General features: G+C 40.2%; 17 protein-coding genes and 1 pseudogene. 1 reads left to right on the top strand and 17 read right to left on the bottom strand.

Annotated elements, in window-relative coordinates:
- Positions 1-255 precede the first annotated feature (255 nt).
- Positions 256-1,638 (top strand): 1-acyl-sn-glycerol-3-phosphate acyltransferase, encoded by a 1,383-nt coding sequence (locus G1O98_RS02340; RefSeq protein ID WP_163926985.1) that lies wholly within the window; start codon positions 256-258, stop codon positions 1,636-1,638.
- Positions 1,639-1,687: 49 nt separating this feature from the next.
- Here G1O98_RS02340 and G1O98_RS02335 read toward each other — a convergent pair whose 3' ends face one another.
- From G1O98_RS02335 to G1O98_RS02260, 17 genes and pseudogenes are all read right to left on the bottom strand, one after another.
- Positions 1,688-2,269 carry a Uma2 family endonuclease gene (locus tag G1O98_RS02335; protein WP_163926984.1) on the bottom strand — a complete coding sequence of 194 codons (582 nt, stop codon included), beginning with the start codon at positions 2,267-2,269 and terminating at the stop codon, positions 1,688-1,690.
- A gap of 57 nt (positions 2,270-2,326) precedes the next feature.
- Positions 2,327-3,469 carry a PD-(D/E)XK nuclease family protein gene (locus G1O98_RS02330; RefSeq protein ID WP_163926983.1) on the bottom strand — a complete coding sequence of 381 codons (1,143 nt, stop codon included), beginning with the start codon at positions 3,467-3,469 and terminating at the stop codon, positions 2,327-2,329.
- A gap of 252 nt (positions 3,470-3,721) precedes the next feature.
- Positions 3,722-4,264 (bottom strand): (2Fe-2S) ferredoxin domain-containing protein, encoded by a 543-nt coding sequence (locus tag G1O98_RS02325; RefSeq protein ID WP_163926982.1) that lies wholly within the window; start codon positions 4,262-4,264, stop codon positions 3,722-3,724.
- A gap of 109 nt (positions 4,265-4,373) precedes the next feature.
- Positions 4,374-4,577: a putative nitrogen fixation protein NifT gene (gene nifT, locus G1O98_RS02320; RefSeq protein ID WP_114083693.1), complete on the bottom strand. Its 204-nt coding sequence runs from the start codon at positions 4,575-4,577 to the stop codon at positions 4,374-4,376.
- Entirely contained in the window at positions 4,552-4,839 is a 288-nt protein-coding gene (locus tag G1O98_RS02315) for a nitrogen fixation protein NifZ (protein WP_012407236.1), read from the bottom strand. Before G1O98_RS02315 ends, nifT begins: the two co-directional genes overlap by 26 nt.
- Positions 4,826-5,959 (bottom strand): homocitrate synthase, encoded by a 1,134-nt coding sequence (gene nifV / locus G1O98_RS02310; RefSeq protein WP_163926981.1) that lies wholly within the window; start codon positions 5,957-5,959, stop codon positions 4,826-4,828. Before nifV ends, G1O98_RS02315 begins: the two co-directional genes overlap by 14 nt.
- Before the next feature lie 371 nt (positions 5,960-6,330).
- Complete coding sequence (locus G1O98_RS02305) at positions 6,331-6,528, bottom strand: DUF2949 domain-containing protein (RefSeq protein ID WP_163926980.1); 198 nt, start codon at positions 6,526-6,528, stop codon at positions 6,331-6,333.
- A 285-nt stretch (positions 6,529-6,813) separates the two neighbouring features.
- Positions 6,814-7,044, bottom strand: a complete 231-nt coding sequence (locus G1O98_RS02300; RefSeq protein ID WP_163926979.1) for an Asr1405/Asl0597 family protein — start codon at positions 7,042-7,044, stop codon at positions 6,814-6,816.
- A gap of 100 nt (positions 7,045-7,144) precedes the next feature.
- Complete coding sequence (gene cysE, locus G1O98_RS02295; RefSeq protein WP_163926978.1) at positions 7,145-7,906, bottom strand: serine O-acetyltransferase; 762 nt, start codon at positions 7,904-7,906, stop codon at positions 7,145-7,147.
- 554 nt (positions 7,907-8,460) lie between these two features.
- A complete protein-coding gene (locus tag G1O98_RS40570) occupies positions 8,461-8,586 on the bottom strand; it encodes a hypothetical protein (RefSeq protein WP_275941758.1) in 126 nt (41 codons plus the stop codon).
- A 135-nt stretch (positions 8,587-8,721) separates the two neighbouring features.
- A complete protein-coding gene (locus G1O98_RS02290; RefSeq protein ID WP_163926977.1) occupies positions 8,722-9,201 on the bottom strand; it encodes a hypothetical protein in 480 nt (159 codons plus the stop codon).
- 107 nt (positions 9,202-9,308) lie between these two features.
- Positions 9,309-9,482, bottom strand: coding sequence for a hypothetical protein (locus tag G1O98_RS39630; RefSeq protein WP_243458321.1), 174 nt, complete (start codon positions 9,480-9,482; stop codon positions 9,309-9,311).
- Positions 9,483-9,491: 9 nt separating this feature from the next.
- On the bottom strand, positions 9,492-9,746 hold the full coding sequence (locus G1O98_RS02280; protein WP_163926976.1) for a hypothetical protein: 255 nt from the start codon (positions 9,744-9,746) through the stop codon (positions 9,492-9,494).
- Positions 9,747-9,771: 25 nt separating this feature from the next.
- The gene (locus tag G1O98_RS02275) at positions 9,772-9,996 is read right to left on the bottom strand and encodes a type II toxin-antitoxin system HicB family antitoxin (RefSeq protein ID WP_163926975.1); all 225 of its coding nucleotides are present in this window, start codon (positions 9,994-9,996) and stop codon (positions 9,772-9,774) included.
- Positions 9,993-10,313, bottom strand: a complete 321-nt coding sequence (locus G1O98_RS02270; protein WP_345940518.1) for a type II toxin-antitoxin system HicA family toxin — start codon at positions 10,311-10,313, stop codon at positions 9,993-9,995. Before G1O98_RS02270 ends, G1O98_RS02275 begins: the two co-directional genes overlap by 4 nt.
- Positions 10,306-10,536, bottom strand: coding sequence for a hypothetical protein (locus tag G1O98_RS02265; protein ID WP_163926974.1), 231 nt, complete (start codon positions 10,534-10,536; stop codon positions 10,306-10,308). The genes G1O98_RS02270 and G1O98_RS02265 overlap by 8 nt, the downstream gene beginning before the upstream one ends.
- A gap of 15 nt (positions 10,537-10,551) precedes the next feature.
- A pseudogene (locus G1O98_RS02260) lies at positions 10,552-13,866 on the bottom strand (HEAT repeat domain-containing protein).
- Positions 13,867-14,058: the final 192 nt, after the last annotated feature.

Here is a 14,058-nt window from a genome sequence, read left to right as displayed (position 1 = left end):
ACCTCCACTATCTGCCAACACGTTCCATTGCAGCAGAAAATACTTTATAAGTCTGCGTAAGTACGCTTCATTAAAATAATCTGCGTAGACTAAGAAGGTATCCTAGTTTTCTAACCTGAGTAATGTACCAAGCACAGCGCAAGAGGCAGGTTTTACCTCGACTTCATTACTCAGGGCATATTACAGCCGTTAAGATATCTTAAAAGAAATAACCATCAGGCGATTAAAATCAGGGAATCTTTAGGAGAAACTACTTTGGCAGATGTAATTTATCAAGCACAAGCACCCTTAGAATTTATTCCCCCCGCGTTTAACCCTTTATTGCTACGAGTTGTCCAGCTGTTGCTACCTAGTTGGATAAACTGGCAAACACCTATTACCCAAATTGAAGCAGACAACGTAGAGGTGCTGGTGGATCTCTATCGCCAGTTTCAGGAGGATAAGATCCGTTTTATGCTGGCATTTCGCCATCCGAAAACAGACGATCCGTTTTGTTTGGGTTACTTGCTGTCTCAAATTGTACCAAAGACAGCGCGATCGCAAGGTACAACACTACAACATCCCATTCACGCTCATTTTATCTATGATCGCGGCATTCCTCTCTGGGCAGGTTCCCACGTTGGCTGGATTGCTTCTCATTTAGGTGGGACTCCGATTCAGCGAGGTAAAGCTGACTGGACGGGATTACGTTCGGCGCGTGACTTGTTTGCTAATGGGAAATTCCCAATGGCTGCTGCGCCAGAGGGTGCAACCAATGGTTTATCGGAGAATATTAGCCCTCTAGAACCTGGTATTGCCCAATTAGGCTTTTGGTGTGCTGAAGATTTGCAAAAAGCTGAACGCCCTGAACACGTTCTAATTGTACCAGTTGGGATTAAATATAGTTACGTAGATGCTCCTTGGGGTGCGATCGCAAATCTTTTAAGTGAATTGGAAGCGGCTAGTGGTTTACCTGTGAATTCAGCAGAAAATGCTTCTATAGAGTCGCTTTATCCTCGGTTGTTGGCTTTGGCAGAACATTTACTTTTGCTCATGGAAGAATTTTACACCCGGTTTTATCATCAGAAACTGCCAGATCCCAAGATTGTCAATGGGCAAATTACAGATAGAAATGAAGCGTTAGCAGTTCGTTTACAAGCGTTGTTGAATGCAGCGTTGTTAATATCAGAACAGTATTTTAATTTGCAGTCAAAAGGTAGTTTGAGCGATCGTTGTCGGCGGGTAGAACAAGCAGGTTGGAATTATATATTTAGAGAAGAATTTAAGGATGTCAAAGGAGTCTCTGCTGTAGAAAGAGCTTTAGGCGATCGCATTGCTGAAGAAGCGAATGCGCGGATGTGGCACATGCGTTTAGTAGAAAGTTTTGTGGCAGTTTCTGGTAATTATATTCGGGAAAATCCAACAGTAGAAAGGTTTGCTGAGACGACTTTAATTTTATGGCAAATGATTGCTAAAATCAAAGGCGATAAAAGTGTACAGCGTCCGCAATTGGGTAAGCAAAAAGTAAAAATTACTGTGGGTGAACCCATATCTATTTCTGAGCGTTACCCAACGTATAAGGAAAATCGTTTGGGTGCTAGGCAAGCTGTTGCAGATGTGACAAACGATTTGCAACACGCCTTGGAAGGATTGATTTAAATTGGTGTCTAGCGTAGACGCACAGTGACTTGTCATTAGACATAGCCTTTTATAAATTAACTGGAAACACCTTAGATAAATCCAGAACTAAATCAGAAAAATATGGCAAATTAATTGACTCATTAGGCAGAAAAATTAACTTACGACGATAACCAAATTTACCTTGCAAATCTTTATAAGGTTCACCGTAAGATTCTAGATAGTTATCTAGTAAATTAAATATCCAATAGTCGGGAATACCAGCTTCTGCATAAACAGATAATTTTACATCTTGGTCATATTTCAAAGTGGAATTAGAAATTTCAATTACCAACAATACATCAGATGGGCTAGGATGAGCTTCTAAATAGTCATCAGGACGATTTCGCACAATGACTAGATCGGGTTCTGGTTCGCTGTCATCAGGTATAATAATTGGTTCTTGTCCTCGAAGAACCGCCTCTTCTAGAACCAGCTTGAACAGCTCCCGATATAAGCGGGTGCTGCAAACAGAGTGCGGTGTACCTTTTACTGCCATCTGGATTATTTCACCCTTAATTAGCTCAACTCGGTCATTCTCCTCAAAGAAGCCGAGTTCAGCTAGACGGTGATATTCAGCTATAGTAAAGCGTTTAGCAGTGGTAAGGCTCATAACAACTACGAGAATGCAGAGTTATTTTTATCTTAATATAGCTGTAGCTGATTAAAGTTATGTGACTGAGGATGATGAGGTGTCTAGGTCTTCTTTATCAGCTTCTATACTTACACCTTTCCAAGGAAAATTAAAATATTGTTCTTGAACCGTTTTTAATTCCTTTATTGACTCTTGGAAAAATAATTTAATAGCAGATAGCTGGTCTTTTTCAGATAAAAACTCTTGTAGGCTTTTTTGATAAAAAATAGCTGACCATGCTGGCAAAATTGTTAAATTAACAGGAGTCCATATATTAGGCTTATCGTTAATTACTTTCTGCATTGATTCAATAATTTTTGGGCGTTGTGCAAACCTATGAGAAACCTGCAAAAATATACCTAAATATGGATAATCAGTTAAATTACTTGGATTTAAACCGAAGTATCCAACACCACAACAGAAGTCCCATTTTAAGGGAGAAAGGTGAGTGTAGATAATATATCTCTCGTCCCATTTCCATTGAGTCCTACTTGCTGCGCCGTTGATAACACCTCCAAAAGCTAGCTTGAATTCCTGCTGTACTTCTTCATTGAGAGTTGATTCCATGAGATTGAGAGTTTTGTTGTAATTCACCATTGTCAATAAGTCAACTGATGAAAATTGATTAGTGTGAGACATTTCATTTTCCCTCATAAAAGTTAATATTTCTTGGGCTAATATATCAGTCGCGTGTTGTCGTAAGCGGGTATAAAATTGATGCCACCTCAATTGATAAAAACTTACTTTTGGCTCTAATTGAAATGCTAGAGTTTTTATTTCTTCTTTTGGGTCATAATCACGGGTAATATAAATTAAAATTCGATGTCTGATATTTGGTAAATTACTCAAAAGTTCAGCATATTTTCTTAAAGCATTATTTCCATCTTTAGCACCAATTTTTGATTCAACAAATATTACATCTGTACTTAAACCATTTGATAATTCAACAACAATATCTAGTCTGCTATCCTCTGTATGGCTTTCAAGCCCTTTGTGTTTTTGTTGGGTTGAAATCTTGATGCTGGAATAATTATCATCACTAATGATTGAGTGATGTTTTAGCCAATCAATTAAAATCTCCTTATTCAAAGATAAAAAATAAGCAACAATCTCAGTAAAAAAATCTTCAAGCGGCTTGCTTCCTGAATGTAGATTGAGTAAATTGCTAAACAAAGACATTGATTTTTAACTACTTAAGATATTTGCGGAAAATTTGTACACAATAACGAAAGTTGTAATCCAGCTTGAACAAGGCTACTGGAAATTTTTATAAGTTCTATTTGTATTCAGTATTACTAGCAGTGCAGCAGTTATAACTTAGCCGATCGCAGTTTGACAAGATTACTGTATGATACTTACAACAAATAGGGGTAAAAATTTTACCCCTACAAAGTTGTGTATTATTTTAAGAAAAGCTAGCGAAGGTTACTACTATTGAGTTAAATGACTTTCTAGCAAAGATGCGATCGCTTCAGGATGAATATTCTTGTATTTCTTTTTACCAAGGTGTAAAACACAGTTGGGAGCGCTGCCACAGCATTTTTGGCAACTCGTATGTTCAATGGTAACTTTGTCTAACAAACCGCGATCGCACAAAGTTTTTTCTAATTCTGATAATAACCCTTTACCACCACGTTTCAGGCAACCACCCTTTTGACATACCATAATCTTGGCTTTGCTTTGAGGTGGTAAATCTTGCTTTGGACATGTATCAATTGGTGTCACTCGATAGGCTTTAATTTTAATTTTACTTGTGCGCGAGTCTATCTTACTATGGCCACAAACGCGAATTTGCTGGCCAGGAATTAAAGATGAACTTAGTAAACGGCGCAACTCTTTAGGCAGTTTAATTTCCACATTTCCAGATGGAACTGCCAATTGCATATATTTATATTTTCCTGGTTCACCACCAACAAAACCTAGTAACTGTCCCTCAAGATTTAATTCTGATAACGTCAAATACTTGTCACCCATAATTGATAAAAAGTTAGGAGTGGGGGATGAGGAGTTAAAAGTGAGGAGTTAGGAGTGAGGAATTAGGAGTTAAAATTTATAACTCTTAACTCATTACTCCTAACTATTTTTACGCGAGGCGTTTAGCTTCTACTGTTTGAGGTAAATTTGCTGTGTCTGGCAAATCACGAAATTCTAATTCCCAACCGTTTGCTAGGGTGAGAATCTTGCCATCATTTCCATCGGTTTGTTTGACGACTTCTTCTTCAAGGTCTTTTTTAGCAACGTAAACTACTAAAGTACCGGCATCATTCATGCGTAGCATTACTTTCATGAGATTCCTCAACAGATTCTAGTTCTTTTTTCTTACAGCCGACGACGAATCCTGTTTCCAAGAAATGCACAGCATATATATAGGAAGTCTGCAAATATGTTCCTATACTGGCTATGTAGCCGATATCTCCTTTGTTCACTAAAACTTGCCCGACTTCTTTACCAGGGAAAGTACCATCGTTCTTCAGCAGTTTCCGAACTCTGACTTTTTCACCAATTTCAAAAGCGGGTGGCAAGTTTAGCTCTAATTCATCGCGTTGCATGAGAGTACCTCTGTTCTCTGACCAAATTCAATAGTTCTTCTGTCGTCAGGCTGCGTTTTTTCTGTACCGATTGATGGCGCACTGCATCTAAAACAGATTGGGTTTCTTGGGGGTTCAAGAAAATTCCATGCTGCTCTAGCAAGTTTGAAACCAAATGCCGTCCAGAATGTTTACCTAATACTAAACGCCGTTCCCAACCCACCTCTTCGGGAGCAAATGGTTCGTAGGTAATTGGGTTTTGCAATACCCCGTGAGCATGGATGCCAGATTCGTGAGCAAAGGTATTTTCGCCAACGATCGCTTTCCAAGGTGGTACGCTAGCTCCTGATGCGGCTGCAACTAGTTGAGACAGTTCCAGCAAACTGGGAGTGTCGATGCCTAAATCAACGCCATAGATGCGTTTAATTGCCATCACAACTTCTTCTAAAGCTGCATTTCCCGCCCTTTCACCTAATCCGTTGACTGTGGTATTCACAGATAAGGCTCCGGCTTTGATACCCGCAAGGGCGTTGGCTGTTGCCAGACCAAAATCATTGTGGGTGTGGATTTCTAAGGGAATCATCAAAGCTGAAACTAGCCGTTTAACCTTGGTGTAGGTGGTGAAAGGGTCGAGAACTCCTACGGTGTCGCAGAAGCGGAACCGGGATGCACCCCATTCTTGGGCATAAAGCGCTACATCTAAAAGGAAGTTTTCATCAGCCCTGGAAGAATCTTCTCCGCCGACTGCTACCCAAAGACCTTGATCGACGGCGAAGCTGATACAGTCTTTGAGTTTTTGCAAACTTACTCGCCATTGACCGTGGAATTTGGCGGCGATTTGGATACCAGAGACGGGAATGGCGATATGCACCCGGTTCATACCGCAAGCAATAGAAGCCTTAATATCTGAGATGACAGCGCGGTTCCAGCCGAGGAGTTTTGCTTGTAAACCCAAATCAGAAATTGCGGCTATCGCACGTGTTTCTTCATCACCCATTGCTGGTATACCGACCTCTAATTCGGGAATACCAATGGCATCGAGAAATTTAGCGATCGCAACTTTTTCTTCTAGGGTAAAAGCAACACCTGCTGCCTGTTCGCCATCACGTAGTGTAGTGTCATTAATTATGATTTGATTCATTGCAAATATCCCTCTCTTGGAAGTATTCTTAATATCCTTTCTCTCTACAATCCCCAGCGATGGCAAATGCTAAAAATATCACAATTCATAATGTAGGATACATGATCCTTAATTATTGACCTATTAGCAGCATCACATCTGTATGACAGGGAACTAAAACAATGTATAATTTACTAATCGTTTTTACCGATGTCAGTTGAAACGTCTTCGAGTAGCAATGAACTAATATAACTATTAGCAAATCCTGAGCAAAGTAAAACACAGAATCCAGCAATTAAGGATGTAATCATCTTCGTAACCTCATCTTTTATAGTGCATTTGGGTGTAATTTAGGCAGATAATGCTACTTAACGCTAAGGGGTACAAACTAGCTAACTGTGGTCTGCTAGCCAATCAAATATTTTTCCTAGCTGCTCCAAATCAACGAAACCATACTGCCAGAGGAGCATCGGTAGTGGGCCATTTTCTAATTCACGGTGTCGCAGAGCTACAGCAATATCGGCATTTGAAAGTTCAAGTTCGTTGTGCAAATAATTGAGGAGTTTTATATCTCTGTTCCGAGTCGCCATAATTGATTGAACTTTCAATTTCTTAATTTGGGAAAAACTTAAAAATCAGAAATTCCAATTTTTATATGGAAATTTCGCATTTTTAATTGTTGCTATATGTCAGGGGAATTTCAGATTTAGCATAAGAAACAAAATCTAAACTCCATCTAATCCATCTCAGTCTGCAATAAATTCTGCAAGCATACAGTAGCTTCAAACTCTAAAGCTATTTGAGCTTTGTGCAGTCATGAACAAAAAGGATAAAGTTCAGTGATTGCGTCATGAATTCAAGATTAATTAGAAGATTCATGATTCATCGCTGTAATGCCAGCAACGCTCTAGCCACTCTAATAATTCCTGGCGAGAAGCGAGAAATTGCATAACTGTACTGCGAATTAGAATCGCTTCTAGCAAATTGTTCACTTGCACTCGTAAAGAACCATCGGGGGGACAAGAGCTATTTATTTTTAACTCTTGCAATCGGTGATAGATTCGCCAGCGATCGCTCCGAGGAATCTGCAAAACGTGATTTGTCATTTGTCCTTTGTCCTTTGTCATTTGTCAGTTGTCAGTTGTCCTACCCTGCGGAAAGCCGCTGGCGCGTCTATGTCATTTGCAAATGACCAATGACCAATGACTAATGACTCTTGACTCCTAGAGTTTGCAGTTGTTTTTCGAGTTGCTCAACGCGCGAGAGCAAAGAACGAATCACGGTTGCTTCCATATCGGGTAGCTTTCCATGTTCTAAAGGAGAAAGGCTGACGTTTTCATTTCGGGAAATAATTCGGCCGGGAATTCCTACAACTGTGCAATCATTGGGGATATTCCGTAAGACAATGGAACCTGCGCCAATACGGACGCGATCGCCAATTTGCAGATTACCCAAAACTTTCGCACCCGCACCGATCACTGCATTTTTGCCCACTGTCGGATGACGCTTACCAGTTTCTTTACCAGTTCCGCCAAGGGTAACGCCCTGGTAAATCAGTGTATAGTCGCCCACGATCGCAGTTTCGCCAATGACAACCCCCATTCCGTGGTCGATAAACACGCCCTGACCAATCTCTGCACCTGGGTGAATTTCAATTCCTGTCAAAAATCGCCCCAAGTGAGAAATAAAACGGGGGATAAAACCCACTCCTCGACCATGTAACCAGTGAGCAAGACGATGCAAACAGAGTGCGTGCAATCCGGGATAGCAAAACACCACCTCTAACCAATTACGTGCTGCGGGATCGCGCTCAAAAATAACGCGAAAATCACTCAATAATGGCTCAAAAAAAACGCCAGAGAGTAAATTTTTCAGCATGGATGTATGTGCAGAATCCTGCGTTTTGGTACTGGGGGGTAGGCGAAGCCCGTCGGAGACATCGCTAATACTGTCTAAAGACTGTTGCATCGGTAATGTCTATCTGGTAAATGAGTCATCTGCTATTTTTATGCTTATATCAGGTGACATCCAACTCGATAGAAAACCCGATTCTGATTGGATTTATTGGATTGATTAAGGTTGTACTCAAACGCCGAAACCCCGACTTAACATAAAGTTAAAATTTGTCTGGGGTTAGGGGCGCTAGTATTTAACGATGGGGGTACTAGTGTTTTTGGGGCAGGGGTTAAGAATTTCTGTTCACGCTACAAGAAACTTTACCCGTAAGCCTTTGCTAAGATTTCGTCAAGATATTTTGCAATATATTAAGTTGTACTCAGATGCACTCAAACATCAGTTAGATAAGGCTACGAATTGATTTTCTGTATATGCTACTACTATTAGTATCCTATTATTGAGTTGAGTGAAAGACAGGTTTCTTTATTTTCTTTTAGGATTTGCTGTCTGTATGCAGATATACGTTTCAAAATATAGTTATAGCTCGTAGCGACTGTTTTCTTATTATATAGATGTGTGGGAATAGCGATCGCAAAATCCTAGAACAGCAGAATAAATAAATCTTCTCATAGCGCCCTTATCCACGAAACCTCTAGAGGTGGATTCATCCGGTTCAAATACTCGACGACGGAGTTCAGAGGTGGATTCATCCGGTTCAAATACTCGACGACGGAGTTCAGAGGTGGATTCATCCGGTTCAAATACTCGTTAACGGAGTTCAGAGGTGGATAAACAAAATAGAGGCGTACATTTGTACACCCCTACAGCGAATTTATTTATTGCAAAGATTTTGGAAAATGATATAAGACTCACCGATGAGTATTAATTTATGAAGCAACAGAAGTTTTTGCAGATTTTCCTTTACCAATAGCTTTAAAGCGTTCGCCCAACTGTTCAGCAACAATTTTTAAGCCTGGAGTCTTTTTTGATGCAGTCTTGACGTAATCATAAACAGTCAAACTGCTAGTCATAGCTTCACTACCGACAGCCATTAGGGTATCATCTACCTGTTCGGTGAGTTGCTGCATTAAAGTTAAAAGTTCGGTCAGCGCTGCGGCTAATTGATAATCCCGAACAAGTTCTTCAACGTCAAAAGTGCCTGGAAGAATTTCGCGATTAGACTGAGCGGCAGTAATGCTATTGTTCACAAAGGCTAGGCTTTTATCGCCCATTTTTACTAACTTACGCCGTTCTTCTGTGCTGAGAGTAATCAGAAAGGGCATCTTTTTTTGGACTGTCTGTAGCGCGGCTTTAATTTCTTGGATATCTTGTGGCGAAAGGGACGCTGTAATATTTTGATAGGCCATCGTATATTTACCTTGGGAGTTCTAGTAATGAAGTAGCAATAGTTGCTAAGTATAGAATTCCCATTGGTAGATGCGATCGCACATCATAACCTATTTATTTATCTGTTTTAGAAAATTTGTAGGTTGGGTTGAACGGAGTGAAACCCAACAAAACCCGAAAATGTTGGGTTTCGTTCCTCAACCCAACCTACACCTTCAGAAAAGAGACAATACTCACAAATATGCTCGGCGCGATCGCTAACTAAACGCCGCAGTTCTGCATTAATATATAGCCGAGGCATTTTGAATACTTACTTAGGGTTAATGTACTGATGAGCTTTTGCTTTTGCCAACCTCATAATATGCTCTAGCGTCAGAAAATGATCTAACTCTCGCTTATCACTTCCTGTAAGACCTTCAGTTTTTGCGCGGTAAACGAGATCCTCTAAACGGTCTTTGGCTGCATCCGAGAGTTTGAAATCGATAACACTTTGGCGAGTGGTTCCAGCAGCAATAAACTCTATAATTTCATCGTAAACTTTGACTGTATTTACAGAGGTGTTCATAAGCTACCTTTTTAATTCATAAATTTTATGCAACTTCCAAAGACTTTCCTAGCGTTTTAGGCTCTGGTAGAGGTTCACCGTCAGCCAAAGATGATTCAATCAGCATTTCTAAAACTTCCTGAGCATTTCTAAAAGCTTCTTCATAAGTCTCTCCGTGAGTGTGACAAAATTCTCCCCATTCAGGAAGACTGACAACAAAACACTCATCTTCATCAGACCACTGAATAATTATTGTGTAGTGAGAATTCATTCTTTTTCTTCCTCTTGAGTATTTTTAATTTCTTTTAACCTTTGAAGTGCATTATTAACGTCTTTCTCTTGGTAAGCTTTAGCATCATTTCCGTCTTTACCTGATATAGTAACTCTCCCAGGTAGGAGGGGATGATACCAATTAGTGTGGCTACCTTTCCCAGGACGGTAACTAAACCCTGCTTGCAGCAATAAGCTTTTGAGTTCTCTAATTTTCTTGGGCATAGCCTCTAAGCATCTAGCAACCTTTTTGGCTAAAGCTTGGTCTGCTGTAGCATAAATCTCCTCGGCTTTGGCAGATAACACAACGTTATACATCAGACCGAATTGTTCTCCAGCTTTTTACCCGACCTTCAGCAATATCTTTTTTACCTTCTTCAAATGATTCAATAAATCCAGGGATATCAAGCAACTCTTGGGTAGCGTCTTCACTCTCCTTATTTGCTAGATGTGCTAAAAAGTCAGCAACTACTTGTAAGCGTTCTGAAGATAATCCATCTAAATATTGGTTGATTTGCTGACGAACTTCTGTGTTATTCATGTTTTTGCAACTGTTTTACTTCTCTAATTGTGCCAACTTCTTCTGAGCAAATTCCCGCACTTGCTCATCTGGGTCATTCTCTGCGCGATCGCGCAACAGTGTTAAAGTCTGGGGATGCTGAGGAAATTGCTTGATAATTATCTCAAGTGCAATGCGCCGAGGATTAGTTTCATCCTCTTCCTCGCGCTCAAAGGAATCATCAACAGCGCAGTTGTAGTAGATGTCAAACAACTCAGGCTGATATTTAAAGTATTTAGCTAATTCTTGGACTGCTGCACGTCGCACAAAGCAGTGATCATCCTGGGTAGCGCGTTCTTGGAGGATGGATTTGGTATCGGGGTCATCTTTGAAGTTCTTCGCTAATTGTTGGACTGCTGCACCTCGCACATCATTGTCATCATCCTGGGTAGCGCGTTTTTGGAGGATGGATTTGGTATCAGGGTCATCTTTGAAGTTCTTCGCTAATTCTTCGACTGCTGCACGTCGCACAAACCAGTGATCATCCTGGGTAACACGTTCTTGGAGGATGGATTTGGTGTCGGGGTCATCTTTGAAGTTCTTCGCTAATTCTTGGAATGCTACACCTCGCACATACTCATTATCATCCTGAGTAGCACGTTCTTGGAGCCAGGTTTTGGTATTGGGGTCATCTTTGAAGTTCTTTGCTAATGCTTGGACTGCTGTACGTCGCACCTTTTGGTGATCATCTTGGGTGGCGCGTTCTTTGAGCCAGGTTTTGGTATCGGGGTCATCTTTGAAGTTCCAACCTAATACTTCGACTGCTGCAAGTCGCACATCTTCGTGATCATCTTGGGTAGCGCGTTCTTTGAGGATAGTTTTGGTATCGGGGTCATCTTCGAAGTTCCAACCTAATACTTCGACTGCTGCATCTCGCAGATTCGAGTTCTCATCCTGGGTAGCGCCTTCTTTGAGCCAAATTTTGGTATCGGGGTCATCTTTGAAGTTCTTTGCTAATACTTCGACTGCTGCACGTTGCACATACTTATTATCATCTTGGATAGCATATTGTTTAAGCCAGGTTTTATTGTCGAGAGATTCTTGCCAGGTCGTTATAATTGCTGTGACTGCTTGAGTGCGAATTTCCTTCACTAGCTTAGTTTCTTCTCCATATCGCTGAGGGATGTAATAGTACCAGAGGTCATATTTGGTTAAGTCTTTTAGCTTTTCAAGTAATTTATTAGCCGTTGACACGATCGCCGAGCGATTTCTGACCTCTACAAGACACTTAGCCGCTAAAAAAAGATTGACAAACTTTTCCTCTTCACCATCTTGCGCCATTAAATAATCAAGAATCTCGCCAACGAATTTAGATTCAATCATTCCCGCAATTAGCAGTAAGACTTCATGCCAACTTTCATCTTGCCAGTGTTTGCCAAAAACTTCATTCTTAAGTTCCTCAATAGTCAGCGTTTGCGTTTCTTTAAACTGCCAGACAAACTCCCAAGCACAGAAATATTCTAAAAATGTCCGATGCACAAAAGCATAATAATCCGCACCCAGGAAACATAACATAAAGTTGCGAGTCCGTAGTTGATTAATCATCACCCGCGCCGCTTCTCTGGGTTTATCAAATTCTATGGTTTTGAGATAATCAGTCAGAACTTTGACTAAATCATTTTCATTAATCAAATTACCAGCCAAACCTTTATCACCAGTTTGCATAAGATAAGCAACCTGACGCAGCATCGCTTGCTTATCTTTATAATCAATCGTCTTGGGATCTAACCTCTTATCTTCTGTCAAAGCGCGTTCCACATCCCATTGATGCAGCAACACCCGCGATGCTTGATCGTAAAGTGTAGCTCTATCTCTTGGTAGCTCTTGATTCCGATTAAGAATTGCCATCATCGTCAACAGCAGAGGATTTCCCGCCAATTCTGTAATAGATTTGGAAGCTGCAATTCCTCTTTGTAGCCGTTCCCGTTTTCTCACCTTATCTGCTACATCGGTAAAAGTTAACTCATGCCAACGGTTGATAAAATCCTGAATTTGTTCTGAGTCTAAATCTTGTAATATAAAGTGGCGAAACTCAGCATTAAGCAATCGTTGCGGTTTATAGCCAATAATCCGAGAAGTGACAATTACCTGCACATCAGGATATTCATTAGTAAAGCGATGAATATCAGTAATTACATCCTCTCGATTACCAAGGTGAAAGACCTCATCTAAACCATCAAACATCACCAAGGCATTACCAGCTTTTAATTGTTTATCTAGTTCAAGCTGATTGAGATGATGAACAGCACCACTACATTGATGAAAAAATTCTAGAAAATTATTGCATTCTTTATCTTCCCGTCGCCGCATATAAGTGCGTAATTCAATTAGCAAGGGAATTGGTAATGAGATAACATTATCCAGTGGTGACTCAGCCCAAGTCAAAGCCAGAAATTGCAACAATGTAGACTTACCTGAACCAGGATCGCCCAAAATCACAAGATATTTATAATCTTGCTTTTTATTGACAACATCTAAAACTGAACGGATCGGCTGTTCAAAATAAACCCGTTTGTGGCGTTCTAATTCTTCTAATTCCACTTCTGCTTCTATTTGGTTGCTTTCTCGCAGCCGTCTAAGATGTTCTTTCGGCAGTTCGTGAACTTGTGGTAATACTTGATGAGCTTCCCGGACATTTTGAGCAGTAAAAATCCGCCATAATTTCAGTTCGTTATAAGCATACCCGCTAGTATCTAAGCTATCTAATTTGAGATTGCCATAGCGTTCGCGGATTCCTTCTTGATATTTAACTAAATTAAAATCTACAATAACACCAGCAATCTCTTTGGTATTTATTTCAATATCAGATAACTTTTGTAATTCAAGGATATGGTGTAATTCTTTTGAATCTCAAAGAAGTTCTTGGACTTGTGTTAAATACTGTTCTGTAAGTGATTGCCAGTTAAACTTAGATGGCAGAGGTTTTAATTGCAGCCTATTCCAACTATCTTCTAGGGTTTTAGCGTCTAGAGAATCACAATTAATATCAAAAGCCTTACTAAGAATTTCTGTAACTGACTTATCGCTGATAAATTTCTGGATGTCTTTGGTGTACTCTTTAATCTCAGTTTCAGCAAGTTTGCAACGAACCTTTAACTGCTGCTGCATGAGTTGCAAAAATTCCTTTAACGCTTTACCAGCAGCAATTTCTATGTCTTCCTTCTTAAGTTTCTGGAAAATCTTGCCAGGGATGCCTTTTAATAAATCTTTAGCCCAATCTTTAGCAGCATCCTTGGCTAAGTCTTCCAGAATGGGTTTAAAAATCAATCCGGCGGCCTGAGTTACACCCCAAATAGCTAACCAGTCCAGCATAATACTCGCTTCTGTTGAGATTTTGATTACGAGTATATCCACTAGCTGGAGTAATGTTTCCAGATTTCAGGGTTATTGCAGAAATATCACAGGTATCTGAAGAACCTCTCTCTAAATCTCTCTCCTTTTAGGCTACGGTGTACACACAAGTCTTATAAAGTTGTCTAACAGTGTTTCGATCCCCCCTAACCC

The sequence above is a fragment of the Nostoc sp. UIC 10630 genome, from assembly GCF_010747425.1.
Taxonomy (GTDB): Bacteria; Cyanobacteriota; Cyanobacteriia; order Cyanobacteriales; family Nostocaceae; genus Nostoc.
Note: the sequence above shows the minus strand (reverse complement) of the source record. Positions and strands in the feature narration are given on the sequence as shown.